The following is a 25,889-nucleotide window of genomic DNA, read 5'->3' as shown; positions in this document are numbered from 1 at the left end:
GCTCCTCCCTTGCTTGCCCTGTCAGCCGCAAAACGGCGCTCGCTGTTCACGGTTCCAACCACAGATCGTGCGAATGGGACTGACTTTGGCCGCTGTGCTGCTTATGTTCTCCCTTTGAGATTCCGGCGGCTCGCCCGCCCGTCCCCGTCGCCGCCCGAGTATCCGCCCCTGTGACCGACCTGCCCGCTCCCCGCATTTCCGACCTCGCCCGCGCTCAGGCACCGCAAGGTGCGGCGCCCGACTATCTGTCGGGCCTGAACCCCGAACAGCGCGAGGCGGTGGAGACGACCGAGGGGCCGGTGCTGGTGCTCGCCGGCGCGGGCACGGGCAAGACGCGCGTCCTGACCACCCGTCTGGCGCATATTCTGGCGACCGGACGGGCCAAGCCGTGGGAACTGCTGGTCGTCACCTTCACCAACAAGGCCGCGCGCGAGATGCGCGAGCGCATAGGGCACCTGATCGGTCCCTCGTCCGAGGGGCTGCGCTGGCTGGGCACTTTCCACTCGGTCGCGGCGCAGATCCTGCGGCGCCATGCGGAGCTGGTCGGGCTGAAGTCCAGCTTCACCATTCTGGACACCGACGATCAGGAGCGGCTGCTGAAGCAGCTTCTAGAAGCCGCCAATATCGACACCAAGCGGTTCACGCCCAAGTCGCTGGCCCATATGATCGACCACTGGAAGAACCGCGGCTGGACGCCCGACAAGCTGCCGCCTGGCGAGGATTTCGCCAACGGAAAAGGCCCGGCGCTGTACGCCGCCTATCAGGCGCGGCTGGCGACGCTGAACGCCTGCGACTTCGGCGACCTTCTGCTGCATAACATCACCATTCTGTCGAAACATGCTGATCTGGCGGAGGAATATCGCCGCCGGTTCCGCTATATTCTGGTGGACGAGTATCAGGACACCAACGTCGCCCAGTATCTGTGGCTGCGGCTGCTGACGTCCTCGACCGGCAATGTCTGCTGCGTCGGCGACGACGATCAGTCGATCTACGGCTGGCGCGGCGCCGAGGTGGACAACATCCTGCGCTTCGAGCGCGACTTCCCCGGCGCCAAGGTCATCCGGCTGGAGCGCAACTACCGCTCGACCAAGCACATTCTCGGCGCCGCCTCGGCCCTGATCGCGGCCAATCAGGACCGGCTGGGCAAGACCCTGTGGACCGAGGACGACAGCGGCGACAAGGTGCGCGTGCGCGGCGTCTGGGACGGCGAGGCCGAGGCCCGCCTGATCGCCGACGAGATCGAGACTGCGCGCAAGCAGGACATGAATTACAAGGACATGGCCGTTCTTGTTCGCGCGTCATTCCAGATGCGTGCGTTTGAAGAACGCTTCCTGATGCTGGCCATTCCCTATGTCGTCATCGGCGGGCCGCGCTTCTTCGAGCGGGCGGAAATCCGCGACGCCCACGCCTATCTGCGGCTGATCCAGTCCGAGGACGACGATCTGGCCTTCGAGCGCATTGTCAACGTCCCCAAGCGCGGCATCGGCGACACCTCGGTCCAGAAGATCCTTCACATCGCGCGCGAGAATGGCGTCTCGGCCATGCAGGCGGTGCGCCATCTGATCACCACGGACGAGCTTCAGGCCCGCACCCGCACGCCGCTAGCCAACTTCGTGCGTGATCTGGACCGCTGGCGCGACCTGATGGCCATGGGCACGCCGCACTGGCAGGTGACGGAGACCCTGCTGGACGAGAGCGGCTACACCGCCATGCAGAAGGCCGACCGCACCAGCGGCCAGACGCGGTTGGACAACCTCAAGGAGCTGACCCAGTCGATGCAGTCGTTCGAGACGCTGCAGGCGTATCTGGAGCACGTTTCGCTGGTCATGGATCTGGAGCGCCGCGACGAAAACGCCGACGGTTCAGGCTCGGTGCAGATCATGACCCTGCACGGCGCCAAGGGGCTGGAGTTCCCGCTGGTCTTCCTGCCGGGCTGGGAGGAAGGCGTCTTCCCCAGCCAGCGCAGCATCGACGAGAAGGGGGTGAAGGGCCTGGAGGAGGAGCGCCGCCTGGCCTACGTCGGCGTCACCCGCGCCAAGCAGGATGCGCGCATCAGCTTCGCCGCCAACCGCATGGTTTATGGCCGCTGGACCTCTCAGCTGCCCAGCCGCTTCGTCGATGAACTGCCGATCGCCCACGTCGAGCCGCAGTCGGACACCGGCTATTACGGCGCCTCGACCGGCATGAAGGAGGCCAAGAGCCGCTGGGACGAGGCCCCCTCCTTCGGCAGCGGCTATTCCAGCCCCGGCTGGAAGCGCGCCCAGACCTATACTGCCGCCCAGACGCCCAAGCCCGCCTACGCCCGCCGCGCCGTGATCGAGGGCGAAGGCCGCCTGATCGCCACGGCCGATCCCAAGGCAGCGTCCGGCTGGGCGCGCGGCGATCGGGTGTTCCACCAGAAATTCGGCTATGGCTCCGTTCGTGCGGTGGAGGGCAACAAGCTGGTGGTCAGCTTCGACAAGGCGGGCGAGAAGAAGGTCATCGACACCTTCGTAGAGAAGGCGCCCTAGGCGCGCTGTCCTCGCGGGGCGAAGGACTCCCACAGCCCCGTCGCCACCAGAACAATGGTCGACGCCATCGTCAGCGCCAGCGGCGACCACTGTCGCCCGATCAGGAAAACGACTCCCAGAACCGCCCCTCCAAACACACGCGGCCACGCCACCTTGCCCCAAATGCTGAAGACCGACAGGGCCGTGCCCAACAGGAACAGCAGAGGACCGCCGATCAGCACGGCCGCACTCGCCGCGCCCGCCACGCCCAACGGATGCGCCAGGGCCAGCTCATCGCCGACCGCCGTCACCACGATCCCCGCCACCACGATGATCGGGCAATAGGTATAGGTTCTTCGGGCGATGGCGCCGGGGTCAGCGGCGTGGCTGATGGTTTCCGATCCCGCCTCGTGCGCCTCGCTGAAGAACAGCCACCACATGGCGATGGTGGTGGCGAAGGCGGACACGAAGGCCGCAACCACCGGCGCTGTCCACGTCAGTTCCGCGAACGTCGCTCCGGTGATGATGATCGACTCGCCCAGGCAGATGATGACGAACAGGCCGACTCGCTCGGCCAGGTGCGCGCCCTCGACGTCCCAGTCCGTCGTGCTAGATCGTCCCAGGCCCGGCACGAAGAAGGCCAGAGCCGGACCTGTGAACTCCAGCGCCAGGGCGATCAGCCAGATCAGCAGCCGCGTCTGCCCCTCCGCCAGGCCGCCGCTGATCCAGAATACGGCGCCCAGCAGGGCCCATAGCGATATCCTCTGGAAGTTCGCCCTCTGCGCTGGCGAACTGCGCACCGCCCACAGGGTGAACAGACTGCGTCCCACCTGAATGGCGGCGAAGGCGCAAGCGAACGTCAGTCCCCTGTCGCCGAACGCCGTGGGCAGGGACATCGACATGACCAGGCCCGCCGCCATCAGGGCGAACATCATCAGCCGTACGGGACCGCGCTCGGGATCCAACCAGTTGGTGATCCAGCTGGTGTCGATCCACACCCACCAGACCGCCGCCAACAGGACGGCCGCCTCCAGCGCACCCAGCGGCGTCAGGTGCGCCAGCAGCAGATGGCTGACCTGGGTGATGGCGAAGACGAAGACGAGATCGAAGAATAGCTCGACAAAGCTGACCCGTGCATGCTCTCCGGGCCGTCGAACGCGCATCAGACTGGCGGCCATGCCCCACCCTTCCTTAACCCTGTTCCGCGAAGGTGCGCCCGTGCGCGCCGTTCGTCCAGAACCCCAGACATCCTCAGTCGCGCCGCGCCTTTGGGAACAGGTCGCGGCGGCCTTCATCCTATTCCTTCTGACCGGGGCGCTGATCGGACCGATCTTTGCACCTCAGCAGCAAGAACTTCCGGCGCTTCGACTGATCTGGCCGCCGGTCTATCTGATCATACTGGGACTTATGGCGTTTCGGGCGCGCCAGATGGCGGCGGCCTGGCCCGCCTTCATCCTGCTCGCGCTGATGGTGATCCTGGCCTTGGCGTCCGGCCTATGGTCGCAAGCGCCGGACGTAACCCAACGACGGGTTCTGGCCCTGGCCCTGACCGGCGGCTTCTCCATCTATCTCGGCGTCGCATTCCAGGGCGCGGAACTGCCGCGCCTGCTGACCTGGACCTTCCTTGCCCTCGGCGTCGGCAGCCTGATCGCCGTCTTCCTCTTTCCGAGTCTGGGCGTCCATCACAGCGCCAACGCCGGGTTGTGGCGCGGCCTATGGTACGAAAAGAACCACATGGGAATGATCATGGCGGTCGGCCTGATCGCCGCCTCGGCCCTGCTGGCGGCGGGCGCACCGCAGGATCGACGCATCGCCGTGGCGGCCATCGGCGTCTGCGCGCTGGCCCTGCTGGGCTCGCAGTCCAAGACCGCCCTGATCATGGCCATGCTGGGCGGCGGGCTGATCGCCATGTGCCGCCTGATCGCCCGCATGGGGCCGGTGTTCGGGGTCGTCATCGTATGGAGCCTGGGGCTGACCGCCGTCATCAGCCTGTGGGTCTGGAGTCAGTACTCCGTCGAAATTCTGGCCTTGTTCGGCAAGGATCCGACGCTGACCGGCCGCACCGAGATCTGGGCCGCGATCGAGCGCATGGCGGCGCAGAGACCCTGGCTCGGCTATGGTTACGGCGCCTTCTGGGTGCTGGATACCGAACCGATGGAGTGGATTCGCCACGAGACCGGCTGGCGCGTGCCCTCGGCGCACCACGGTTGGTTGGACCTGCGCGTTCAACTGGGCTGGACGGGGACGTGGCTGGTGGGTGCGGTCATAGCTCTGACGGCGACTGCGATACTGTTCCGCCTGAATAGCCTGGGGCGACGTGAAGGTTACTTGAGCCTGGCCTATCTGGCCGCCTTCCTGTTGCTCAGCGTGTCGGAAAGCGTCTTGATGAGCCACCAGGATCTGCCCTGGACCCTGTTCGTCGCGGTTTTGGCGCGCAACCTGGCTTCCGATCGAACAGCCTGAAGCGGGCCTTGCCCCCGCCGTGTTCGAAGCCTACCAGACCCTGCCCCGAATCGCCGCAAAATGCCCTGATGGACGACCTGTTTTCCAACCTCGACGACGCCGAACCGGCTAAGCCCGCCGCCCCCGCGCCCGCACCCGCTGCGGCGACGCCTCCGGCTGCGGCCCAGCCTGCGCCACCCGTGCATCAGCCCAAGGTCGAGCTGACGTCCCACGCCAGCGCCGCGACGGCGGCCGCCACCGGCTATTCCGCCTCTTCGATCGAGGTGCTGGAGGGGCTGGAGCCTGTCCGCAAGCGCCCCGGCATGTACATCGGCGGCACCGACGAACGCGCCCTGCACCATCTGTTCGCCGAAGTGCTCGACAACGCGATGGACGAGGCCGTCGCCAAGCACGCCAAGCTGATCACTGTCGATCTGGACGCCGAAGGCTATCTGTCGGTACGCGACGATGGGCGCGGCATTCCGGTCGACCCGCATCCCAAGCACCCCGGCAAGTCGGCGCTGGAAGTCGTCATGACGGTGCTGCACTCGGGCGGCAAATTCTCTGGCAAGGCCTATGAGACCTCAGGCGGCCTGCACGGCGTCGGCGTCTCGGTCGTCAACGCCCTGTCGGAAAGCCTGGACGTCACCGTCTGGCGCGACGGGTTCGAATGGCGTCAGTCCTTCAGCCGCGGCCATGTGCAGGCGCCGATCCAGCAGGTCGGGCCGTCGAAAAAGAAGGGCACCCTGATCCGGTTCAAGCCGGACGATCAGATTTTCGGCGCCGGCGCGACCTTCAAGCCCGCTCGCCTGTTCCGCATGACGCGGGCCAAGGCCTATCTGTTCCGCGGCGTCGAAATCCGCTGGACCTGCGCGCCGGAACGCATCACGGACGCCACCCCTGCCCAGGCGACCCTGCACTTCCCCGGCGGTCTGGCCGACGCCCTGGCCGAGCGCGTGGGCGAGCTGGAAACCGTTACCCCCGTTTTCGCCGGTCGCGTCGAGCGCAAGGGCGAGGCGGGCGCGCTGGAATGGGCCGTCACCTGGTCTCCGATCGGCTTCGGCGACGCCGACAGCTTCGTCGCCTCCTACTGCAACACCGTCTCGACGCCCGACGGCGGCACGCACGAGGCGGGCTTCCGCGCCGCACTGGTCAAGGGCCTGAAGGCCTATGGCGAGCTGATCAACGAGAAGCGCGCCGCCCAGATCACAGCCGAGGACGTCATCGCCAATGCGGGCGCCCTGATCTCGGTCTTCATCCGCAACCCGGAATTCCAGGGCCAGACCAAGGACCGCCTGTCCTCGCCCGAGGGCCAGCGCCTGACGGAACAGTTGCTGCGCGACCCGTTCGACCACTGGCTGACCGAAAGCCCGAAACAGGCCAACGCCCTGCTCGGCTTCGTCGTCGACCGCGCCGAGGACCGCCTGCGCCGCCGCAAGGACAAGGAAGTCCAGCGCGCCGCCGCCACCCGCAAGCTGCGCCTGCCCGGCAAGCTGTCGGACTGCAGCCGCCAGGCCGCCGAAGGCACCGAACTGTTCATCGTCGAGGGCGACTCGGCCGGCGGCTCGGCCAAGCAGGCGCGCGACCGCACCACCCAGGCCATCCTGCCCCTGCGCGGCAAGATCCTGAACGTCGCCTCGGCCACGGCGGACAAGCTACGCGCCAACGTCGAACTGTCCGATCTGGCGCTGGCGCTGGGCGTTCAGCCGGGCAACCGGTTCAACATCGAAGACCTGCGCTATGAGCGTATCGTCATCATGACCGACGCCGACGTGGACGGCGCTCACATCGCGGCGCTGTTGATCACCTTCTTCTACCGCTCCATGCCCGAGACGATCCGTCAGGGCCGTCTGTTCATGGCGCTGCCGCCGCTCTATCGCATCAGCGCAGGCCCGCTGTCGGAATACGCCCGCGACGACGCCCACCGCGACGAGCTGCTGGCCACCGTGTTCAAGGGCAAGAAGGTGGAGATCGGCCGGTTCAAGGGCCTGGGCGAGATGATGGCTTCCCAGCTGAAGGAGACCACCATGGATCCGAAGAAGCGGACCCTGGCGCGCGTCTCCCTGCCCGACAGCGAGGAAGAGATCGAGGACCTGGTCGAGCGCCTGATGGGCCGCAAGGCCGAGGCCCGCTATCAGTTCATTCAGGAAAACGCCCGCTTCGCCCAGGCTGACCTGGACGTCTGATTGCGCCTTCCGCTGTCACCCTGGCCGCCGTCACTCTGGCGATGACGGCGGGCTGAACAAGGCTAGCCGATCATCCGGCTGACCGTGCCGTCCTTCCAGATGAAGCGGTGGACCAGCACCATCAGGATGTGACCCGCGATGGCCGCCAGCAGCACCCAGGCCAGTAGGCCGTGGACTGCGTTGGCCGGTGCGGTCATCCACGGAACTTCGGCCCAGCCGCCGTCGATCAGGCGCACGCCGAACACATCCAGCGGCTTGCCTGATCCATACTGGCGCAGCAGAGCCAGCGCCGGGACGATCAGCATCAGGGCGTAGAGCGCCAGATGCCAGACCTTGGCGGCCAGGCCCCAGAAGCCCCCGCCGTGCGCCGGACGCGTCTTCATGTTGTAGAGGCCCCACAGGGCGCGCAATACGATCAGGGTCAGCAGGATGACGCCGATCCCTTTGTGCGTGCCGACCCAGAAGGCGGTGATCGGCGCCTTGCCGACGATGATCTTCACCGCCATGCCCGTGAACTGCCACGCCAGCAGCAGAGCCATCGCCCAGTGCAGCACGCGCGTGACGACGCCATACCGGAAGCCGTCGTCTCTCCACTGCATCGCCATTGAAGCGCCCTCTCCGCTGATAACCAGTCTCAAACACGATTCGAGGCGGAATCCGTCGCCGGATCCCGCCTCGCAAATTGTCGCAGCCGAAGCGGTGCCTAAGGCTTAGGGAGCCTTCACGCCGTCGTCGTCGGCCTGGGTGCGCTTGTCATAGACGTGATCGACGATGCCCCAGGCCTTGGCTTCTTCCGCCGTCATGAAGTGGTCGCGGTCCAGTGTGCGCTCGACCTCTTCATAGGTGCGGCCGGTGTGCTGGACGTAGATTTCGTTCAGGCGGCGCTTGGTGGCGATGATGTCCTCGGCATGACGCTCGATGTCCGAGGCCGTGCCGCGGAAGCCGCCCGAGGGCTGGTGCACCATCACCCGCGCATTCGGTAGAGCGATGCGCTGGCCCGCTTCACCGGCCGTCAGGATCAGCGAACCGGCCGAGGCGGCCATGCCCATGACCACGGTCGAGACCGGCGACTTGATGTATTGCATGGTGTCATAGATCGCGAGCGCCGAGGTCACCTGACCGCCGGGGCTGTTGATGTACATGCTGATTTCCTTCTTCGGGTTTTCCGATTCCAGGAACAGCAGCTGGGCGCAGATCAGCGAGGCCATACCGTCCTCGAACGGGCCGGTCAGGAAGATGATCCGCTCGCGCAGCAGACGCGAAAAGATGTCGAACGACCGTTCGCCGCGGCTGGATTGCTCCACCACCATCGGCACCAGGTTGTTGGAGATGTAGTCGATCGGATCGCGCATGAAGGCCTTCTCGAATGATGCGGTCGCGATTCAAATCGCGCCCTTCATGCTAGCATATCGCGTTCACCGCTCCGCGACGCAAGGTGGAGACCTCCAACAATACATCAAGGCTGCGGGGAACCGTCAGACGGCGTTGCATGCCTGCGGTCCTGTTCATCCTCGGCGAGCCGCTGGCGAACCAGAGCTCGCGTCACAGCCGCCTCTTGGCTCCTATTGTCGAAGCGATTTGGAGACGCACTATAGAGGGCGACCAAATAATCCTTATCCCAGGATGTGAGACCCCGCATGGTCCCGCCCGTTCTGAAAAGATTCATAATAGTCTGTTGACCGGTGAGGTCGGCCGCCGGATCAATCTGCGCCAACGAAACCATTGAAACATAGTCTGCCAGCACGCCGAGCGTCACGCCATCGGTCCGGCTCATGTCGATGATGACGATGGTCCACGCCATATCGTGACGAATATTCGAACGAATACGCGAGCCGTCCCTTACGACGACCATCCTAGGCTTGCCTGATCCATCCGGATCGAGAAAATCGCCATGTAATCGGGCGGCAATCTCTCCTGATGAGGCTTCAACCGGCATGGACACGTTCCACCAGCGGACCGGTTCCCGTGAATTCTGAAACTCTCTTAGCGCCGCGCGGGATCGGTTGGTGTGTTGTATTGCGGGTCGAAAACCCAAGCCGAACTCGCTGACCAATCTTTGAGCCAACGCCGAGCCGTCGATAGTGGCAAGAACGATAACATTGGGTCGGCATCCTGGTCCGGCGACGTCAGCGCCGGCGTCTAGGGCGTTGATGGCGATACGATCGATCACAAACTGGGCGAAGTGGGACTGCATATTGCTTACGCTTATGCAGATCGGCTCGTTCCAGCGCGCCAGCCGCGCTCCACGCGGCGGCTCCGACACTTGCTCTACATAGGAGCGCGCCACCTCTTCCAGCCTTCGCCCCTCCACGATCACGGCTTCGACTTCCGTCAGGTCGTCGGAACGAGGCTGAGGCGCGGCCTGCGGCGCTCCCGCAAGCAACAGAACAGACGCCAGGATTGCAGAAACGCTCATCACCTATCCCCTCGACGACGGTCTATCTAGGCACGCTCGCATACAGCTGCCCGCACAACCCTAGCCCGTTTTATCTCAAATAGGATATCAACGTTCCATCACAATCATGAGCACACGTCGACCAAGTTCAGTGATGCTCCCGCTGACGAATGACTTGACTGGCGATCCCACGTGTTTGAGCGTGAATGTTCGGACGGTTAGGTACGACGCTGTATAGAGCAGCAAGATAATCCCTGTCCCACTGGGTCATCGCCGCATATTCCGTCGGTCGCTCGAACAAGTTCAAGATCGTGTCCTGACCATCTAAATCACCTTCTGGATTTACCTGGGCCAAAGCGACGAAAGCTATGTAATCGACCAAGGCGCTACTCTGAACCTGACTTGTCTGAGTGAAATCCACGATAACCGTCACCCGCGCCAGATCATCGCGTACATTGCTGCGCAGTCGGGAGGCGTCACGCACCGTATTCGTCGGATAATCCTCTCCATCCAAGCGCACCGCCAGTTCTCCGGTATCGACGTTGACCGGTAGGCTGACGTGCCACCAACGTACGGGAGCATCCCCTTCCTGGAAGCGCCGCAAAGCCCTGCCGCCGCGGTCGGTGGAACCACGCGAAGGACGGTACCCGCGTGGATCATCTTTAACCAACTCCTTGGCGGTGCGCGGCCCGTCGTCCGTGCCTACAATCATGATATCGACCTTGCACCCCGGCTCGGCCACGTCGCCGCCGGCCTCGATGATCCGTGCAGCCACCCGATCAATCACCGCCTGTGCATATTGAGGATTCAAATAGGCGGTGGCCACGCAGACAGGCTTGTTCCAACGCGCCAGCGGGCGTCCATGCGGCGGCGCCATATTGCTTTCGATAAATGCGTTCACTCGCTCCCGCACCTGCGTGGCGCGCATTCGAGCCACCACCTCCACATCATCGACCTGAGCCGCCTGAGGGTCCACGCCAGCCTGAAGCTCGACTTGGCCTGGTTCCGCCGAAACCAGGCCTGCCGCCAACGCCATCATCTTCAGAAAGGCCATCAGCCCCGCTCCATGACAAAAAAAAGGCCCGCCGAAGCGGACCCTTTTCATTTGCCTGAATGGCTACCGGATCGACAGTTACCGATCCGTAAGACGACGAGATCAGGCCTCGTCTTCTTCCTTCAGCAGCTCTTCCTTGGAGATGGCTTCGTCCTTCACCTCGGCGACCGAGACGATCAGGTCGACGACCTTCTCTTCATAGATCGGCGCGCGCAGCTGGGCGGCGGCGTTCGGGTTCTGGCGATAGAAGTCCAGCACCATCTTTTCCTGACCCGGATAGTTGCGGGCCTCGGCCATGATGGCGTTCGACAGTTCCTGATCCGTCACGCCGACGTTGTTGGCGCGACCGATCTCGGCCAGGACCAGACCCAGGCGCACGCGGCGCTCGGCGATCTTGCGATACTCGGCCTTCAGTTCGTCTTCCGACTTCTTGGCGTCTTCTTCCGGCAGTTGGCCGGCGTCCTTGTCGGCCGAAACCTGGGCCCAGATGCCTTCAAACTCGGCGTCGACCATCTTCGGCGGCAGGGCGAAGTCGTGGCCTTCGTCCAGCACGTCCAGCAGGGCGCGCTTCAGCTTGAAGCGGGTGGCGCCGGCGTATTGCTGGTTCAGGTTGGACTTCAGCAGTTCCTTCAGCTGGTCCAGCGACTCCAGGCCGATGCGCTTGGCGAACTCGTCGTCGATCGTGGATTCGACCTCGGCCTTGATGGCCTTGACGGTGACGTCGAAGGTCGCGGCCTTACCGGCCAGGTGCTTGGCCTGGTACTCTTCCGGGAAGGTGACTTCGATGGTCTTCTCTTCGCCGACCTTCGCGCCCTTCAGCTGCTCTTCGAAGCCGGGGATGAAGCGGCCCGAGCCGATCACCAGGTCCGCGTCGGTGGCGGCGCCGCCGTCGAAGGCCTCGCCGTCGATCTTGCCCAGGAAGTCGATGGTCAGTTGGTCGCCGTCGGCGGCCTTGACCGTCTTGCCCTTCTTGTCCTCGTAGGACTTGGCTTGCGAAGCCAGTTCCTTCAGCGCCTCGTCCAGGTCCTCTTCCGAGGCCTCATAGGTCGGGCGGGTCAGCTTCAGGGTCTTGGGGTCGACCGGGGTGAATTCCGGCATGACTTCCAGCGACATTTCATAGGCCAGGTCTTCCTGACCGGCGATGACCTTGTCCATGTCGGAGGTCAGGTTCATCTCGGCCGGAGCGGCCGGACGCAGCTTCAGCTCGTCCAGAGCGCCCTGGCTGGTCTCGTTCAGCGAGGCGTTGATGATTTCGCCCATGAAGTCACGGCCGAAGGTCTTCTTGACGTACGAGGCCGGCACCTTGCCCGGACGGAAGCCTTTCAGCTTCATCTGGGGAGCCACTTCCTTGATGCGGGCTTCGAGCTTCTCATTCAGCTCAGCGACTGGAATGGTCACCGCGATCACGCGGCTGAGGCCTTCGTTCGACTTTTCGACGACTTGCATGGTCGGATATCTGACGCTCTGTGGCGACGCCGCAAAGGCGCGCGGTGGATAAAGCAACAGGGCCGCCCCTTTCGGGAGCGGCGCCTCGGAGCCCGCCCTTATGTCGAGAAGGGGCCGAAACGTCAACGCAACGCGGTTCCTTTGTGGGCATCGGGCCGCTATCTCATGACGCATGAGCCAACCTTCAGCCCCCATCGGCGTCTTCGTCACGCCCGTCACCCCGCTTCAGCAGAACTGCACAACGGTCTGGTGCACGCAGACGAAGAAGGCCGCCGTCATCGACCCCGGCGGCTCGGTCGACGCCATTCTGGGCGAGGTCGCGCGGCGCGGCCTGACGCTGGACGCCATCTGGATCACCCACGGCCACCTGGACCATGCCGGAGCCGCCGCCGAGATGCAGGAGAAGACCGGCCTCGACATCGTCGGCCCGCATCCTGAGGACCAGTTCTGGATCGACCTGATTCCCACCCAGGGCCAGAAGTACGGCCTGCCCGAAGCGCGCAGCTTCACCCCCACGCGGTGGCTGGACGACGGCGACGTTCTGACGCTGGGCGAGACGAGGTGGGAGGTCTTCCACTGCCCCGGCCACACGCCCGGCCATGTGATCTTCTTCAACCTAGAGGCGCGCTTCGCCCAGGTCGGGGACGTGCTGTTCCAGGGCTCGGTCGGCCGCACAGATTTTCCGCGCAGCGACCATCAGGCGCTGCTGACGGCGATCACCACCAAGCTGTGGCCGCTGGGCGACGACGTGACCTTCGTGCCGGGCCACGGGCCGCATTCGACCTTTGGGGCCGAACGCCGCAGCAACCCCTTCGTCTCGGATCAGGCGATGCAGGCGGCGCCGATCGCGCGCCCGGCTTCCGGCCCGGCCTGACGTCTTTGATGACGGGCGATTGATCTGAGTTCGGATTGAATCAATCCGAACCGATAAGGGTCTAGCGCGCGGCCAGCAGGCCGATCAGAACGCCGATCCCGAGCGCATAGAGCGTCATGCGGATCGGCTCATCGCGAATCGCCTCGCAGGCCTGAGAGCCGCGATGACGCGCCCAGTCGCGCACTTCGGCTGCATCCTCTCGCACGGCCCGACGCAAGGGACGCGGACGCGCGCCTCTCGCCAGAATCTCATCGGCGGCCCCTTCAAGGCGGTTGCTGCGCGTCGAGCGGCCCTCGGTAATGTCCTCAGGCGAAGGGGCGCCGTCGGCGCGTGGGGTCGGATCGTTGGAAGCCGGCATGGGCTGAACTCCTGAATTCTGCACTCAGAGCCTCGATGAACCCGCCGGAATCGTCGCGGTTCCGCCGCCGAACGACCCGCGCGGCCCCGGTTTGACGAACAGGGTTTTAATCCTTTCTCGGAACCTCCGCGCCGGCGCCGGGTTCTTTTGCGCAAGCGCCACCGTCTACGAAAGGAACATCTGAAATGGCCGAAGGTCAGCCCACCCGCGGCTCCGGTGTTTCCAAGCGAGGCTTCGCCTCCATGGACCCGGAACGTCAGCGCGAAATCGCCCGCAAGGGCGGCGCGAGCGTGCCCAGCGAGAAGCGCAGCTTCTCTCAGGATCGCTCCCTCGCAGCCCAGGCCGGACGCAAGGGCGGCGAAGCCTCCCACGGCGCCCGGAACAAGACCGGGCAGGACCCGGCGCCGCCGAAGCGCTGATCCCCGCGATCGATTTCAGAACTTTTCGACGGCGCGGGAAACCTCGCCGTTTTTCTTTGCCTGACGAGCGGACCGTGCGTTCAGCAGGCCAGAAGGGCCAGAGCCACCCGCGGGGTCTCGCTGACCTCGAACGCTTCGACGCGCCAGCCGGCGGCTTCGGCCAAGGCGCGCACGCGGGCCCCGTCGAACTTGCGCGAGTTCTCGGTATGGATCGTCTCGCCCTCGGCCAGGCGGAAGACCAGCTTGCCCAGCCGCACCGTCATGGGGCGCAGGGCCTGCAGATGCATCTCCATCCGCGCCTCGGCCGCGTTCCAGACCGCGCGATGAGCAAAGGCGTCCAGATCGAAGTCCGCGCCCAGGTCGCGGTTGGCGCGCGCCAGGACATTCAGATTGAAGCGGGCCGTCACACCCTCGGCGTCGTCATAGGCCGCGATCAGGGTCGAGGGCTCCTTGATCAGATCGACGCCCAGAATGAACAGGGCGTCCGGTCCCAGCATGTCGCGCATGCCGCGCAACAGCGTCTCGGCCGTCTCCGGCGCCAGATTACCGATGGTCGAACCAGGGAAGAAACCGATGCGACGTCCCTGCCCTGCCTCAGGCGGCAGAACGCCCAGGTGTTCGAAATCGCCGACGATGGGCAGCACTTTCAGGTCGGGATAGGCCTGCCTCAGCCGCGCGGCCGCCTCATCCAGCGCCGAGGGACTGATGTCGATGGGAACATAGGCCGCCAGGTCCGGCGCGGCGTCCAGCACGATCCGCGTCTTCTCGCTGGCGCCTGATCCCAGCTCAACCAGAACGGCGTCGGGGCCGAAGCGGTCGGCCCAGTGCGGAGCGACCCGGCGCAACAGGGCCGCCTCCTGCCGGGTCGGATAATATTCCGGCAAGCGGGTGATGGCCTCGAACAACGCCGATCCGCGCGCGTCATAGAACCATTTGGGCGGCAGGCTCTTGGGCGACGACGCCAGACCCGCGACCAGATCGCGGCGGAAGGCCTCGTGCTCGTCGTCGGTCTCGTCACGGTGAGCGTCGTCGCCAGGGGCGGCGGCGAGGCGGACGCCCGCGAAGGCCCAGCGCTGATCCGGGTAGAAGAAGTTGCGATAGGTCGGCCGCGCGTGGCCCGGCGCTGTGGCGAAGGCGCCGCCGCGCAGCACCATCTGATTGGCCATGAACTTGCCGTTGTACTCGGTCGCCGCGCCCTCGGTCGGGCGAAAGCCGGGATAGGGGCCATAGGCGCTGGCCGTCCACTGCCAAACCTCGCCATCCAGGTTGGAGAAGGCGTCGGGACGACTGCGCGCCGCGTGCTCCCACTCCGCCTCTGTCGGCAGACGACGGCCCGACCACCGCGCGAAGGCGTCGGCCTCGTAAAAGCTGACGTGGCGCACCGGCGCGGCCGGGTCGACCGGCCGTCGTCCCGCCAGGGTCAGGACCGTCCAGCCCTCCCCTTCCTCTCGACGCCAATAGAGGGGCGCAGTCCAGCCGCGCGCCTGAACCGTCGTCCAGCCGTCGCTCAGCCACAGTTCGGGCCTCGCGTAGCCGCCGTCATCCATGAAGGCCAGCCAGTCGCCGTTGGTCGTCAGGTCGGCGGCCAGGGCGAAGGGCTCCAACCAGACGCGATGCGCGGGCCGCTCATTGTCGAAGGCGAAGCCCTCAAGCGGAGCGCCCGTCTCGGCAAGGCCGCCCTCGAACGTCTGCCAGCCGCCGCGCGCCGGTTGCAGCGACGCCGCGCGCGGTTCGACCTCATAGGCCGCCGGGTCCAGCGGCGAACGCGACATCAGATGCAGCAGGTCCATCAGGAACAGCTCCTGATGCTGCTGTTCGTGGTTCAGGCCCAGTTCGAACAGATAGCGCTCATGTCCTTGCAGCGGCGCCGAGGCGTCAGCCAGGCGCGCCTCCATCCTCCGGTCGACCTCGGCGCGATAGGCCATGACCTCGGCCAGCGACGGACGAGTCATCAGGCCGCGTTCCGCCCGGCCGATGCGTTCGCCCAGAGCTTCATAATAAGAATTCAGGACCAGCTTCAGCCGAGGGTCGATCGGCTCATAGTCCGGCCCGCTCAGCAGCATGATTTCGAAGAACCAGCTGACATGCCCCAGATGCCATTTGCCGGGACTGGCCTCGGCCATCGACTGCGCCTGTAGGTCTTCGGCGGACAAGGATGCCGCCAGGGCCGGCATCACCGCGCGCACGCGACGATATCGCTCCAAATCCCCGGCGGCGCGCGCCGGTCTGCGCTGCGTTCCGGCCATGATCCCGCCTGCCCCTGGGTGAGTGTTCGCTGTGGTCACCCTGTAGAAATGCGGCCTGAGACGAGGCGGTTCCGCAAGAGGCGAACCCGTCAGCGCGCGCCTTCACGGTCCTGTTTCAGAGGAACAGTCGCAGCCAGACGGCGTTCTGATTCGGTCCAGTCGCCGAAACGGCGCAGGTTTTTTCAGGATCCCGCCGCATGCCCGAAGTTCGCATGCCAGAGGGGCCGAACGCCATCGAGCCCCCGCCATCGCCGCCCCCGCCTGACCGGGCGCCGGACCTGGCCGATCCGGCCAACTGGCGCGCCATGCTGGCGTGCCAGATACCGGCGTTGCGGGCCTTCGCCTTTTCACTGGCGCGCAACCGGGCGGATGCGGACGACCTGGTTCAGGAAACCCTGGTCAAGGCCTGGGCGCACCGGGCGCGGTTCGAGACCGGGACCAATCTGCGGGCCTGGCTGTTCACCATCCTGCGGAACAGCTGGTACACCGGCGCCGCCCGCCGTCGCCGCGAAGTGGCCGACGAAGAGGGCCGCCACGCCGCCAGCCTGACCTCCGAGGCCAGCCAGGAATGGACCGCCGAGTTGACGGCGCTGCAACAGGCGCTGAACACCCTGCCGCCCGAACACCGCGAGGCCATCATCATGGTCGGCGCCGCCGGGCTTTCCTATCAGGAGGCGGCCGACATCGCCGGCTGCGCCGTGGGCACAGTCAAGAGCCGGGTCAATCGCGCGCGGCGTCGCCTGGCCCTTCTACTGGCCCGCGACCTTTCCTTATGCGGCGATGAAAATAATGAGGACGACGACAGCTAGGCTGAGGGAACAGAGGAAACGGCGAAGGGGTTCAATTCCCGATCTCAGGAGAGCCGGTCATGAAGACTCCGCAACGCCCCCCCGCTCCCGAAGCTCCGCGCACGGGCAAGCGCGGCTTCATGGACTGGCTGTTCGGTCGCACGCCGCCGCCGCCCAGCAAGGCCAGTTCCAACCTCTATCTGGGCGACATCGTCGACGGCGACTTCAGTTCGCCCTCGGTCCACCATCATCACAAGCGTCCCCCCAGCGACGAATTATGAGCCCCGCGACAGCCTAGCGCCCCACCCGCGCGGCGTATTCCAGCCGGGCGATGGTGCGGTTGTGCACCTCGTCCGGGCCGTCGGCGATCCGCAGGGTCCGCACCATGGCGTAAATCTCGGCCAGCGGCGTATCGCCCGACACCCCGGCGCCGCCGAACGCCTGAATGGCGTCGTCAATGACCTTCAGGGCCATGCGCGGCGCGGCGACCTTGATCTGGGCGATTTCGGACTTGGCGCCCTTGGCCCCGACCTCGTCCATCATCCAGGCGGCCTTCAGCACCAGCAGACGGCACATCTCGATATTGGTGCGCGCCTCGGCCACCCGCTGTTCCCACACCGAATGCTCGGCGATGGTCTTGCGGAAGGCGGTGCGGCTGAGCAGGCGGTCGACCATCAGCTCCAGCGCCTTTTCGGCCGCGCCGATGGTCCGCATGCAGTGATGGATGCGGCCCGGCCCCAGACGGCCCTGGGCGATCTCGAAGCCGCGTCCCTCGCCCGCGATCAGGTTCGAGGCCGGGACGCGGACGTTCTCCAGCACCACCTCGGCGTGGCCGATCGGCGCCTCGTCATAGCCGAACACAGACAGCATCCGCTCGACGCGGAAGCCGGGCGTGTCGACCGGAACGATGATCTGGCTCTGCTGCTGGTGAACGGCGGCGTCGGGATCCGTCTTGCCCATGACGATGGTCACGGCGACGTTCGGGTGCGCCATATTGGTCGACCACCATTTACGGCCGTTGACGACATAGTGGTCGCCGTCCCGCTCGATCCGGGTCTGGATGTTGGTGGCGTCGGATGACGCAACCTCAGGCTCAGTCATCAGGAAGGCCGAACGAATTTCGCCCGCCATAAGCGGCTTGAGCCACCGCTCCTGCTGAGCGGCGTCGCCGTACATGTGCAGGACTTCCATATTGCCGGTGTCGGGCGCGTTGCAGTTGAACGCCTCGGCCGACCACAGCGCCCGCCCCATCAACTCGGCGATGGGCGCGTATTCCAGGTTCGACAGCCCCGCCCCATGCTCGCCCGGCAGGAACATGTTCCACAGGCCCTCGGCCTTCGCCTTGGCCTTCAGCGCCTCCATCACGGGCGGCTGACGCTTGGGATCGGCGCGGACCTCGGCGCGATACTCCGCCTCGCGCGGCAGAACCTCCGCCTCCATGAATCGACGCACCCGCTCGCGCCAGTGCTCGCCCCGCTCGCTCAGCCGGAAATCCATCTACGCCTCTCCCTACATGAAAACGGCGCGACCCCGTCGGAGCCGCGCCGTTGAACATCAAGCCTCAGCCCGCCGTCAGCCCTTGAGCAGCGGAGCCAGCTTCTGAGCGATCATCATGTCGCCCGCGATCTTCAGCTTGCCCTGCATGAAGGCCATCATCGGGTCCAGGCGACCCTCGGCCAGTGCGACGAAGTCGTCCCACTTGATCGAGACGGTGGCGTCCGCCGGCTTATCGTCGTTGCTGACGGTGTTCGGAGCCGAGGCGCCGTCGATGAAGATCTTGCCGTCATCGCCGAAGTCCAGCTTCACGGTCTTGCCCAGACCCGAGTTTTCGCCGACGGCGGCGCGGATCTTGTCGGTGGCGAGGGCCAGATCGGCCATGTGCGTCTCTCCCGTTGAGAAGGTTGAACCACACGCCTAACCCGCGCGCCGGGCGGCGCCAAGATCACGCAAGGGAAGGCGCGCACCGGAAACCCCCTATCGCGCCGGTTCCATCACATATGGCTCAGCTTACATGAGTTTGCGTTCGGCCGTGACGAGATGGCCTAGAAGTTGCGCGTTTGCGTAACAAGGACTCGCCAATGACCCGCCTGCTCACTCCGGAGGAAGTTCGCCTGGACCAGTTGTGGCGCGAGCACTTCGGCCAGCCCCTGCCCATGATCGGCGCACCTGAGGTCGCCCGGCGCATCCTGCGTCAACACGGCGTCGCCGTGCGCCGCCCCAGCGAAGCCAAGGCCAGCGGCCCTTCGGAGGGCCGCGACTGACTTCTGATTTTCGGAAAGAATTCTGGCGGAGACGGAGTCCGATAAACCCCAGTTTCTCCCCGTCCCACGGCGTTTAAAAAACTAGCCTGAAATCAATGCCTATATGGCCTTACCGTCTGGCGTTGTCCCAGAATGTCCCGCATATTCCCCGAACGAAGTAGGGACTGAAGTAGGGACTGGTAGGGACTGGATATGGCGCGAGAGATGAACCGACTACCGCCACGGGCTGCGGCGACCATTACCGAACCGGGGCGCTATGCAGATGGCGGGGGCCTGTATCTGGTTGTCGGCCAAGGCCAGTCCCGCAAATGGGTGTTCCGCTTCAAGTGGCATGGGCGGCTTGTCGACATGGGCCTGGGCGCGGCGTCGTCGGTGACATTGGCGAAGGCTCGCGAGCGGGCCGGTGACGCCCGCAAGCTGCTGGTCGACGGCATTAACCCGCTGGAGGCCAAGCGCGCCGACCAAACGGTTCCGACGTTCGGAGAGATGGCCGACCGGCTGGTTGCCGACCTGGGGCCGCAATGGCGCAATGAGAAGCATCGGGCGCAATGGAAGACGACGCTGGAGAAGGACGCCGCCAAGCTGCGGCCGATCCCCGTTGATAAGGTCGAGACAGCCGACGTTCTGGCGGTCCTGAAAACCATATGGGCGACCAAGCCCGAAACGGCGTCCCGCCTTCGCGGCCGGATTGAGCGGGTTCTGGACGCGGCCAAGGCCAAGGGGTTCCGATCCGGTGAGAACCCGGCCCGCTGGCGGGGCCATCTGGATCATCTGCTGCCCAAGCGCCAGAAACTGACGCGGGGACATCATGCGGCGCTGCCCTTTGAAAAGGTGCCGGGGTTCGTCGCTGAACTGCGGGCGCGCGAGGCCGTGGCCGGTATGGCGCTGGAGCTTGCAATCTACACCGCCGCTCGATCCGGCGAGGTCCGGGGCGCGACCTGGGGGGAGATTGATCTGGCGGCAAAGGTCTGGACCGTTCCGGCTGACCGGATGAAGGCGGGGCGAGAACACCGGGTTCCCCTGTCGGCGCGCGCCGTCGAGATACTGGAGAAGGCCCGCGACCTGTCGTCCGGCGAACCGTCGGCGGTGGTGTTCCCCGGCCTCAAGCCTGGGGCCATCCTGTCGGATGCGGCCTTTGACGCCCTGTTGAAGCGCATGGGGTTCAAGAGCGGCGAACTGACCCCGCACGGCTTCAGGTCGAGTTTCCGAGACTGGGCGGGCGAGGCGTCAACCTTCCCGCGTGAACTGGCGGAGGCCGCGCTAGCGCACGTCGTCGGGGATGCGACCGAACGGGCCTATCGGCGCGGCGACGCCTTGGAGAAGCGCCGCAAGATGATGGACGCCTGGGCGCGGTTCTGTGAACCGAAAGCCGCTGGGGCTAATGTTACGCCGATGCGCCGCGTCTAAGTGACGCTAAGCCGTCAGCGCGAGGCATGGCGATGAAGTGTTCGGTAAAGCGCGCTTGGCGCGGCTTGGAGCTTTACTGGTGAGGTAAAAGTCATTGATATGACGGCCCCAGTGTCATTAATGCCGAAACTGTCGTTAGGGGATGGAGATGAATAAATTTCTGCCGGAGATGATTTTTTCAGACTCGTCACACAACATGGCGCGTCTTTATCTTTCAATTATGGCGTATCCTGGAGTTCATGACGGATTGGAGGGAAGTCATGGAAGCAGTTTTTGCGAAAGTATTCATAACGCACTTGTATTCTCGCATAAAAAGAACTTCAAAAATAAGTCTTCAACATTAGAAAATTTTGGATACCTTGCCGACAAAAGGTCATTTTTTAATAAAATTGAGTTAGGCAGGAAACGTATAAAAAGAAGAATGGAGATTCTTAGAATATTTAATAGTTCTATGCTCGTCGCGCTTGCTCGTGGCGGGGGTAGAGATTTATCTAGCTATGTTAATGCTATTCCATCTATTTCTCAGTATGCGAATAATAATATAGACTACTGGATAGATAGTTGTCGTATTAATAGGTCTATGGAATTTTTAAATAGAGACGTCGAGGAAAAGAAGAAGGACTTCTTAATTAGAGTTATCGGTCCTGGAAGGCATGTTCTTCCACTTTCCTACGGACTTTACTTTTCGATGAAAGATTTCAGGTCGAAAATTCAGAATTTTGATAAAGTCCCTCTTATTTTGAACCTTTATTATAATGCTGATTTGTGGGTTTTCGATGCGTTGCGCCGCGCTGAGAGGTTTTACGATGCTGCGGCCATTCCCGGGTTCTATGGAAAGCTGACCCAGGACAAGCTGATCAGGGTTCGCCTTGAAAACCTGCAAGATAATGCCCCCTGACGCGCTGCCGCGTGTCGGGCAGTCCTAAGCGGTGCGGAACTATCCGCATGGCTTAAGGACGAATATTCATGCCACGGGCAGATTTTCCTGTCGCGCTCAACATGCGCAACGCGGTCGCCTATAGCGGCCTTTCTCGATCACGCCTCTACGAGATGATGCGATCCGGCGACCTGCCGTCGCTGCGCGTAGGTGGTCGCCGCATGATCCAGCGCGCCGCCATTGACACCTTTTTCGCCAAACTCGCCCAGGGTGAGGGCTGAACATGGCGCGCAATAAGATGAACCCAGCCGCCGCTGCAACGGCGAACGGGGTCCGGGATGCTTGGCAGGCCGCGAAGCGTCCTCAACATACCGCTGTAAAGGACGCGAAAGCCAGCATTACCGTGCACTGGGATGGCGTTCAGCGGACCTTTTGCGGGCGCAAGGCGAAGACCCTTGCCCTGCTGATCGAGAAAGGCCCTCGCGGATTCACCTCCGGGGAGGCCTCGCCCTTGGGCTGGGCCAGGCGCACATCGCATTACATCTACACGCTGCGTGCTTCCGGCCTCGCAATCGAGACTGTTGGCGAGAAGGCCGGAGATGCTCGGATCGGCCGATATGTCTTGATCCAGCCCGTAACGGTGGTGGGGAGGTGTGCGGTATGAATGGCCTTCATCTTTCCTCTGGGCAGGTGGCCGAACTGGCGGCCCAACTGTTTGGTCCGCCCAATGCGCGGTTGTCATCGGATCGGGAACTGCGCTTTGGCAGGCGAGGTTCGCTATCCGTTGTCCCGGAACGCGGCGTATTCTGTGACCATGAAAGCGGCGATTCCGGCGGCCTGTTGGACATGGTGGTTCATGCTGGCGTGGCGGGTTCGACCGCCGATGCCGCGCGTTGGCTTGAGCAAGGCGGAAACGCCCCATTCAAGCCGAAAAATGAACGAAGAGCCGATGCGGAGCGGTTCATCCGCACCGCCCGCGCTCGGGTTTCCCGCGAGGTCGCCGCGATTGATCTTTGGCGCTCCCGTGCGCCACTGATCGGTACGGCCGGGGAAACCTATCTGCGACAGGCCCGTGCTGTTGAAGCGCCCCTAGACGCCGCAGACCTGGGCTTCCTGGCTCGCGCGCCTCTCTATCCGTATCAGCCGCATCGGGCGCATCGCCCGGCGCTCATCGCCGCCGTCCGCAATGGCAAAGGAGAAGTTAGGGGCTGCCATCTGACCTATCTGCGGCCGGACGGATTGGGCAAAGCGAACCTTCCGAACCCCCGCAAGATGGTCGGGACTATTGGCGGTGGTCACGTCCGGCTTGCCCCTGGGCCTCGCCTGGTGGTCGCCGAGGGTCTGGAGAGCACCCTGTCGGCCTGGGAGGCGGCCTGTCGCTGCCCTCAATCCGAGGGGGAGCAACTGGGGGCTTGTGCGGGGCTTTCGGCGGGCGGGATGGAGCGTATCGACTGGCCCCAGGGAACCGTAGGCCTGGTCATTGCGCCAGACTGCGACGCGGGGGGAACGGGCGCGCGGGCTGCGGTCTCATTGGCGCGGCGCGCCGCCGCCAACGGTCTGTCTGTGGCCTTCCTGCCTCCACCGGAAGGTTGCAGCGACTGGAATGACGCCAGCCGGAAAGGAGGCTTCGCATGAACGTCGCTCTGATCCCCTATGATCCGGCTTCTGATTGGCCGGAGGTGGACCTGTCCATCCTGACCGGTCCGCAAATCGAGGCCCCTGCCTTTCCGGTTGGAGTTCTTCGCGATTGGTGGGGCGACTGGTGCCAAGCGGCCGCAAAAGGCGCTTCGGCCCCCGTGGATTATACGGCGGCGGGCCTTCTGACAGTCGCGGGGAGCCTTATCGGGAATGCGCGAGTGGTTGCGCCCCGGCCCGATTGGCATGAGCCGCCGATTCTTTGGACTGTGCTGCTGGGCGCGCCATCCGCCGGTAAATCTCCGGCTCTCGATCCGATGTCGCGTATTCTGGATGACTTCGAGGCCGCTGCGGCGGCGGATCATGGCGCGACCGTCAGGGCGCATACTACCGAAACGGAAGCTGCAAAGGCGCGTCGGGATGCATGGCTGAAGGGTGTGAAGGCAGCGGCGAAAAGCGGCTCTGAGCCGCCCCTCATGCCGCACGATGCAGAGGAACCGCCAGCACCCGCTCGGCCTCGTGTTCGCCTCTCTGACACCACACTTGAAGCCGCCGCCGAGCTTTCGGCATGGAATCCCAATGGGCTTTTACTATTCCGCGACGAATTGGCCGGGTGGTGGCGAGGGTTCGACCGCTACAATGGCGGTGACGGCGAGCGGCAGTTCTGGCTACAGGCCTATGGAGCGCGGTCCTACGTCGTTGACCGGAAAACGGCGGCAAACCCCGTCACCATCGAGCGGCTGGCTATCAGCGTCCTGGGTGGGGTTCAGCCGGACGTTATGTCGCAAATGCTCTCGGGCGAGGCGGACGGATTCGCGGCGCGGTTCCTTTACGCCTATCCCGAGCCGGTAAAGGGATTCAGCCTGGTTGCGCCCAGTGCTGACCGCGAAGCCGCAAAGGTGTTTTTGTCGCGGCTCAAGGCCCTGGTTCCTTTGGCTGAACACGCTGGTGCGTCATCCGGTCCTCTAGTCTGCCCATTGGATACTGACGCCGCCATTGCGTTTGAATCCTGGTGGCGAGACCGTAGAAGTGAAGCCAGCGAAACCACCGGCCTGTGGGGAGGTTGGCTGGGCAAGCAAGGCGGTCACGCGCTGCGGATGGCCCTGATCCTGGAGCATTTGTGGTGGTGCGCGGCGGGGGATATGGATGCCCCTCAAAGCGTCGGCTTCGAAGCCATGAATGCAGCTATCGGCCTCATAGATGGCTGGGCTGGGCCAATGGCTAAGCGCGCGTTTGGCGCGTCAGCCATATCGCTTGAAGAAGCTGACGCGACTACGCTGGCGCGTTGGCTCAGGCGTAGCTGTCTGCCGGTCTTCAACTCCAGAGAGGCGAGGCGAAGCGGAGACGGGCCGGGCGGTCGTTTGTCTAAGCCTGCTGCGATGAACGCCGCCTGTAAGCAGTTGGAGCAAGCGGGCCTTATCCGGGCTATCGGTGGTCGCGCAAGTGAAACGGCAGGCCGCCAGCGCAATGACTACGCGGTAAGTCCCACGCTTCTTAAAGCGGGGGAGAGCTAACGGCGCTATATTTCCTATCGGCACCCTAGCTGTGTGAAATAGGTAAGGTGCCGAAAGGGGTTAGGAGGGGCGATAATCTTGACACTCAAGAGTGCGGGTTCTCGCCCATTCTAGTCCTTCGAAATCAAATACAGCTTTTTCCTCAGCTCTTCCTCGCAGTATGGCGGGATATTCGAAGCTTGTTAAAGTTATTTCATAAGAAGATTGATCGACTGAATCTCCATCAAAGCTTCCATTGTTTGATTTTGTGTAAAACCTATCTCCTATAAGTCTGTATTCAATTTCAACTTTTCCATAATGCGCTGTTCTCCAGTTGTAAGAGTAAATTGGACGTCCACTAAAGCCGTGCCGTTGGACGTGAATTTCTAGAAACGGAGTTCCTCGAAATAATCCAGTTCCAACGCCGACGGGAATTGGGTGAGGTCTATCTCGAGCGGATTTTACCGCTTTGCATATTGTGCCATTTTGAGATTCTGACTGCCAAATCCGCCATCCATTATTCTGGTCGATAACTTTCATATATAGGCCTTCATCGACTTCTCGCTCTCTGCCTAAGGGCCAGTCTGATGTTTGAAGAGCTATCGCAATGATAGTTGCGGCAATCATGGCTTCTTCTTTCTTTCACTAAGTACTATATTAGAATATCAAACAATTTCGGAAAATAGTGGATCATGTCAAGTGGTCGGCGGCGATGGGTAAATTTAGGAGATATTGATTCGGTGCGAGTCCTAGACATTCGTGTCTTGCGCCGTAGGGGTCTGATCCGTGCCGGATTGATCGCGCGAACCGTCTGGGCGTGGAAGCGTGGCGATAACGATTACGGTTCCGTCGGCTTGGTCGCCTGTGCGGCCGATCCGCAGAATGCCGTCTTGACGGTTGCCTATGAGGCGGACGGCGTGAACCACAAGGAGTCCATCAGCCTAGAGGCCGCGTCGTGTCGCTATGGGGGCCACAGATTCTATTTCCGCTGCCCCGCGTCTGGTCGGCGTTGTGAGGTTCTGGCTTGGGTCGGCGGCTATTTTGCCTGCCGTCAACACCACCGCCTGGCGTATGCTTCTCAGTCCGAAGCGCCGCTAGACCGCTTGGGTAGGCGCGCTAGAAAGGCTGAAGCTCGAGCTTTCGGATGTGGCGGCTATTCCAATCCGCGCGGTGCGAGGCGTAAGCGGCTGGTCAAGAAATGGATCGAGCTTTCTTCCGTCTGGGACGAAGCTGTTCATGCCGAGGGTATTAGGCGCTTCGGATCTTTCGTCCTGTAGATGAGCGGGAAATGTCCCGTCTTATCCTATCCCATCTCGGCACAAAGTAGGGACTGGAGTAGGGACTGGGCGGACGCATTGAAAAATAATCAATGCAAATCAAAGCCCTGCGAGCAGGGTCTGGCGGAGACGGAGGGATTCGAACCCTCGGTACCCCTTACAGGGTACGACGATTTAGCAAACCGTTGCCTTCAGCCACTCGGCCACGTCTCCGGCAGGCCGCGTGGATAGCGAGTCGCGCG

Annotated in this window: 25 protein-coding genes and 1 tRNA gene; 14 read left to right on the top strand and 12 right to left on the bottom strand. The window is 63.7% G+C overall.

The annotated features are described in order from the left end of the window. Positions 1–170 precede the first annotated feature (170 nt). Positions 171–2,510 carry an ATP-dependent helicase gene (locus tag FM111_RS01115; RefSeq protein WP_087138895.1) on the top strand — a complete coding sequence of 780 codons (2,340 nt, stop codon included), beginning with the start codon at positions 171–173 and terminating at the stop codon, positions 2,508–2,510. On the opposite strand, the gene FM111_RS01110 is transcribed toward FM111_RS01115, so the two are convergent. Beyond that, positions 2,507–3,667, bottom strand: a complete 1,161-nt coding sequence (locus tag FM111_RS01110) for a low temperature requirement protein A (protein WP_218779150.1) — start codon at positions 3,665–3,667, stop codon at positions 2,507–2,509. The two genes, FM111_RS01115 and FM111_RS01110, sit on opposite strands and share 4 nt — an antisense overlap. Here FM111_RS01110 and FM111_RS01105 point away from each other — a divergent pair. Both FM111_RS01105 and FM111_RS01100 read left to right on the top strand, forming a co-directional pair. Continuing rightward, entirely contained in the window at positions 3,666–4,952 is a 1,287-nt protein-coding gene (locus FM111_RS01105; RefSeq protein WP_087138894.1) for an O-antigen ligase family protein, read from the top strand. The two genes, FM111_RS01110 and FM111_RS01105, sit on opposite strands and share 2 nt — an antisense overlap. 68 nt (positions 4,953–5,020) lie before the next feature. Further along, positions 5,021–7,117 (top strand): DNA topoisomerase IV subunit B, encoded by a 2,097-nt coding sequence (locus FM111_RS01100; protein ID WP_087138893.1) that lies wholly within the window; start codon positions 5,021–5,023, stop codon positions 7,115–7,117. A 62-nt stretch (positions 7,118–7,179) separates the two neighbouring features. On the opposite strand, the gene FM111_RS01095 is transcribed toward FM111_RS01100, so the two are convergent. From FM111_RS01095 to tig, 5 genes are all read right to left on the bottom strand, one after another. Continuing rightward, a complete protein-coding gene (locus FM111_RS01095) occupies positions 7,180–7,716 on the bottom strand; it encodes a cytochrome b (protein WP_256968037.1) in 537 nt (178 codons plus the stop codon). 111 nt (positions 7,717–7,827) lie between these two features. Continuing rightward, positions 7,828–8,469, bottom strand: coding sequence for an ATP-dependent Clp protease proteolytic subunit (locus FM111_RS01090; RefSeq protein WP_003165321.1), 642 nt, complete (start codon positions 8,467–8,469; stop codon positions 7,828–7,830). 104 nt (positions 8,470–8,573) lie between these two features. Beyond that, positions 8,574–9,533 (bottom strand): hypothetical protein, encoded by a 960-nt coding sequence (locus tag FM111_RS01085; RefSeq protein ID WP_087138891.1) that lies wholly within the window; start codon positions 9,531–9,533, stop codon positions 8,574–8,576. A gap of 127 nt (positions 9,534–9,660) precedes the next feature. Then, a complete protein-coding gene (locus FM111_RS01080; RefSeq protein ID WP_087138890.1) occupies positions 9,661–10,566 on the bottom strand; it encodes a hypothetical protein in 906 nt (301 codons plus the stop codon). 102 nt (positions 10,567–10,668) lie between these two features. After that, positions 10,669–12,012, bottom strand: a complete 1,344-nt coding sequence (gene tig / locus FM111_RS01075) for a trigger factor (RefSeq protein ID WP_087138889.1) — start codon at positions 12,010–12,012, stop codon at positions 10,669–10,671. Positions 12,013–12,184: 172 nt separating this feature from the next. Here tig and FM111_RS01070 point away from each other — a divergent pair, with 172 nt between their 5' ends. Further along, positions 12,185–12,886 carry an MBL fold metallo-hydrolase gene (locus FM111_RS01070; protein ID WP_087138888.1) on the top strand — a complete coding sequence of 234 codons (702 nt, stop codon included), beginning with the start codon at positions 12,185–12,187 and terminating at the stop codon, positions 12,884–12,886. 61 nt (positions 12,887–12,947) lie between these two features. On the opposite strand, the gene FM111_RS01065 is transcribed toward FM111_RS01070, so the two are convergent. Beyond that, on the bottom strand, positions 12,948–13,244 hold the full coding sequence (locus FM111_RS01065; protein ID WP_087138887.1) for a hypothetical protein: 297 nt from the start codon (positions 13,242–13,244) through the stop codon (positions 12,948–12,950). A 185-nt stretch (positions 13,245–13,429) separates the two neighbouring features. Here FM111_RS01065 and FM111_RS01060 point away from each other — a divergent pair, with 185 nt between their 5' ends. Then, a complete protein-coding gene (locus tag FM111_RS01060; RefSeq protein WP_087138886.1) occupies positions 13,430–13,663 on the top strand; it encodes a general stress protein in 234 nt (77 codons plus the stop codon). A gap of 80 nt (positions 13,664–13,743) precedes the next feature. Here FM111_RS01060 and egtB read toward each other — a convergent pair whose 3' ends face one another. Further along, complete coding sequence (gene egtB, locus FM111_RS01055; protein ID WP_087138885.1) at positions 13,744–15,909, bottom strand: ergothioneine biosynthesis protein EgtB; 2,166 nt, start codon at positions 15,907–15,909, stop codon at positions 13,744–13,746. 197 nt (positions 15,910–16,106) lie between these two features. Here egtB and FM111_RS01050 point away from each other — a divergent pair, with 197 nt between their 5' ends. Together FM111_RS01050 and FM111_RS01045 are read left to right on the top strand one after the other, a co-directional pair. Then, positions 16,107–16,718 (top strand): sigma-70 family RNA polymerase sigma factor, encoded by a 612-nt coding sequence (locus FM111_RS01050; RefSeq protein ID WP_256968036.1) that lies wholly within the window; start codon positions 16,107–16,109, stop codon positions 16,716–16,718. Between the two features lie 59 nt (positions 16,719–16,777). Continuing rightward, complete coding sequence (locus tag FM111_RS01045; protein WP_087138884.1) at positions 16,778–16,978, top strand: hypothetical protein; 201 nt, start codon at positions 16,778–16,780, stop codon at positions 16,976–16,978. A 13-nt stretch (positions 16,979–16,991) separates the two neighbouring features. Here the strand turns inward: FM111_RS01045 and FM111_RS01040 are convergent, their stop codons facing one another. Both FM111_RS01040 and FM111_RS01035 read right to left on the bottom strand, forming a co-directional pair. Next, positions 16,992–18,194 carry an acyl-CoA dehydrogenase family protein gene (locus FM111_RS01040; RefSeq protein WP_087138883.1) on the bottom strand — a complete coding sequence of 401 codons (1,203 nt, stop codon included), beginning with the start codon at positions 18,192–18,194 and terminating at the stop codon, positions 16,992–16,994. 75 nt (positions 18,195–18,269) lie between these two features. Then, positions 18,270–18,575, bottom strand: coding sequence for an SCP2 sterol-binding domain-containing protein (locus FM111_RS01035; protein WP_024354161.1), 306 nt, complete (start codon positions 18,573–18,575; stop codon positions 18,270–18,272). 200 nt (positions 18,576–18,775) lie between these two features. Between FM111_RS01035 and FM111_RS01030 the strand changes: the two genes are divergently transcribed. The 7 genes from FM111_RS01030 (at position 18,776) to FM111_RS01000 (ending at position 24,391) form a co-directional block, all read left to right on the top strand. Further along, positions 18,776–18,958: a hypothetical protein gene (locus FM111_RS01030; RefSeq protein ID WP_087138882.1), complete on the top strand. Its 183-nt coding sequence runs from the start codon at positions 18,776–18,778 to the stop codon at positions 18,956–18,958. Between the two features lie 204 nt (positions 18,959–19,162). After that, complete coding sequence (locus tag FM111_RS01025) at positions 19,163–20,365, top strand: tyrosine-type recombinase/integrase (protein ID WP_256968034.1); 1,203 nt, start codon at positions 19,163–19,165, stop codon at positions 20,363–20,365. A 148-nt stretch (positions 20,366–20,513) separates the two neighbouring features. Beyond that, the gene (locus FM111_RS16100) at positions 20,514–21,263 is read left to right on the top strand and encodes a hypothetical protein (protein WP_143276015.1); all 750 of its coding nucleotides are present in this window, start codon (positions 20,514–20,516) and stop codon (positions 21,261–21,263) included. Between the two features lie 68 nt (positions 21,264–21,331). Beyond that, positions 21,332–21,523 carry a helix-turn-helix domain-containing protein gene (locus tag FM111_RS01015; protein WP_087138879.1) on the top strand — a complete coding sequence of 64 codons (192 nt, stop codon included), beginning with the start codon at positions 21,332–21,334 and terminating at the stop codon, positions 21,521–21,523. 2 nt (positions 21,524–21,525) lie between these two features. Next, positions 21,526–21,906 carry a winged helix domain-containing protein gene (locus FM111_RS01010; RefSeq protein WP_087138878.1) on the top strand — a complete coding sequence of 127 codons (381 nt, stop codon included), beginning with the start codon at positions 21,526–21,528 and terminating at the stop codon, positions 21,904–21,906. After that, positions 21,903–22,877 (top strand): DUF7146 domain-containing protein, encoded by a 975-nt coding sequence (locus FM111_RS01005; protein ID WP_087138877.1) that lies wholly within the window; start codon positions 21,903–21,905, stop codon positions 22,875–22,877. The genes FM111_RS01010 and FM111_RS01005 overlap by 4 nt, the downstream gene beginning before the upstream one ends. Continuing rightward, positions 22,874–24,391: a DUF3987 domain-containing protein gene (locus FM111_RS01000; protein ID WP_087138876.1), complete on the top strand. Its 1,518-nt coding sequence runs from the start codon at positions 22,874–22,876 to the stop codon at positions 24,389–24,391. The genes FM111_RS01005 and FM111_RS01000 overlap by 4 nt, the downstream gene beginning before the upstream one ends. Before the next feature lie 60 nt (positions 24,392–24,451). Here the strand turns inward: FM111_RS01000 and FM111_RS16095 are convergent, their stop codons facing one another. Both FM111_RS16095 and FM111_RS00995 read right to left on the bottom strand, forming a co-directional pair. After that, positions 24,452–24,997, bottom strand: a complete 546-nt coding sequence (locus FM111_RS16095) for a hypothetical protein (protein WP_143276014.1) — start codon at positions 24,995–24,997, stop codon at positions 24,452–24,454. A gap of 771 nt (positions 24,998–25,768) precedes the next feature. Next, positions 25,769–25,860: transfer RNA gene (locus tag FM111_RS00995), tRNA-Ser, on the bottom strand. Between the last annotated feature and the right edge of the window lie 29 nt (positions 25,861–25,889).

This window comes from Brevundimonas diminuta 3F5N (assembly GCF_900163625.1).
Taxonomy (GTDB): domain Bacteria; phylum Pseudomonadota; class Alphaproteobacteria; order Caulobacterales; family Caulobacteraceae; genus Brevundimonas; species Brevundimonas diminuta_A.
Note: the sequence above shows the minus strand (reverse complement) of the source record. Positions and strands in the feature narration are given on the sequence as shown.

What these genes read in the sequence shown, in the direction of transcription:
- FM111_RS01105 (WP_087138894.1), top strand. Translation starts at nt 3,666, where the DNA reads ATGCCCCACCCTTCCTTAACCCTGTTCCGCGAAGGTGCGCCCGTGCGC.
- FM111_RS01110 (WP_218779150.1), bottom strand. Translation starts at nt 3,667, where the DNA reads ATGGCCGCCAGTCTGATGCGCGTTCGACGGCCCGGAGAGCATGCACGG.
- FM111_RS01100 (WP_087138893.1), top strand. Translation starts at nt 5,021, where the DNA reads ATGGACGACCTGTTTTCCAACCTCGACGACGCCGAACCGGCTAAGCCC.
- FM111_RS01095 (WP_256968037.1), bottom strand. Translation starts at nt 7,716, where the DNA reads ATGCAGTGGAGAGACGACGGCTTCCGGTATGGCGTCGTCACGCGCGTG.
- FM111_RS01090 (WP_003165321.1), bottom strand. Translation starts at nt 8,469, where the DNA reads ATGCGCGATCCGATCGACTACATCTCCAACAACCTGGTGCCGATGGTG.
- FM111_RS01085 (WP_087138891.1), bottom strand. Translation starts at nt 9,533, where the DNA reads ATGAGCGTTTCTGCAATCCTGGCGTCTGTTCTGTTGCTTGCGGGAGCG.
- FM111_RS01080 (WP_087138890.1), bottom strand. Translation starts at nt 10,566, where the DNA reads ATGGCCTTTCTGAAGATGATGGCGTTGGCGGCAGGCCTGGTTTCGGCG.
- tig (WP_087138889.1), bottom strand. Translation starts at nt 12,012, where the DNA reads ATGCAAGTCGTCGAAAAGTCGAACGAAGGCCTCAGCCGCGTGATCGCG.
- FM111_RS01070 (WP_087138888.1), top strand. Translation starts at nt 12,185, where the DNA reads ATGAGCCAACCTTCAGCCCCCATCGGCGTCTTCGTCACGCCCGTCACC.
- FM111_RS01065 (WP_087138887.1), bottom strand. Translation starts at nt 13,244, where the DNA reads ATGCCGGCTTCCAACGATCCGACCCCACGCGCCGACGGCGCCCCTTCG.
- FM111_RS01060 (WP_087138886.1), top strand. Translation starts at nt 13,430, where the DNA reads ATGGCCGAAGGTCAGCCCACCCGCGGCTCCGGTGTTTCCAAGCGAGGC.
- egtB (WP_087138885.1), bottom strand. Translation starts at nt 15,909, where the DNA reads ATGGCCGGAACGCAGCGCAGACCGGCGCGCGCCGCCGGGGATTTGGAG.
- FM111_RS01050 (WP_256968036.1), top strand. Translation starts at nt 16,107, where the DNA reads ATGCCCGAAGTTCGCATGCCAGAGGGGCCGAACGCCATCGAGCCCCCG.
- FM111_RS01045 (WP_087138884.1), top strand. Translation starts at nt 16,778, where the DNA reads ATGAAGACTCCGCAACGCCCCCCCGCTCCCGAAGCTCCGCGCACGGGC.
- FM111_RS01040 (WP_087138883.1), bottom strand. Translation starts at nt 18,194, where the DNA reads ATGGATTTCCGGCTGAGCGAGCGGGGCGAGCACTGGCGCGAGCGGGTG.
- FM111_RS01035 (WP_024354161.1), bottom strand. Translation starts at nt 18,575, where the DNA reads ATGGCCGATCTGGCCCTCGCCACCGACAAGATCCGCGCCGCCGTCGGC.
- FM111_RS01030 (WP_087138882.1), top strand. Translation starts at nt 18,776, where the DNA reads ATGACCCGCCTGCTCACTCCGGAGGAAGTTCGCCTGGACCAGTTGTGG.
- FM111_RS01025 (WP_256968034.1), top strand. Translation starts at nt 19,163, where the DNA reads ATGAACCGACTACCGCCACGGGCTGCGGCGACCATTACCGAACCGGGG.
- FM111_RS16100 (WP_143276015.1), top strand. Translation starts at nt 20,514, where the DNA reads ATGAATAAATTTCTGCCGGAGATGATTTTTTCAGACTCGTCACACAAC.
- FM111_RS01015 (WP_087138879.1), top strand. Translation starts at nt 21,332, where the DNA reads ATGCCACGGGCAGATTTTCCTGTCGCGCTCAACATGCGCAACGCGGTC.
- FM111_RS01010 (WP_087138878.1), top strand. Translation starts at nt 21,526, where the DNA reads ATGGCGCGCAATAAGATGAACCCAGCCGCCGCTGCAACGGCGAACGGG.
- FM111_RS01005 (WP_087138877.1), top strand. Translation starts at nt 21,903, where the DNA reads ATGAATGGCCTTCATCTTTCCTCTGGGCAGGTGGCCGAACTGGCGGCC.
- FM111_RS01000 (WP_087138876.1), top strand. Translation starts at nt 22,874, where the DNA reads ATGAACGTCGCTCTGATCCCCTATGATCCGGCTTCTGATTGGCCGGAG.
- FM111_RS16095 (WP_143276014.1), bottom strand. Translation starts at nt 24,997, where the DNA reads ATGATTGCCGCAACTATCATTGCGATAGCTCTTCAAACATCAGACTGG.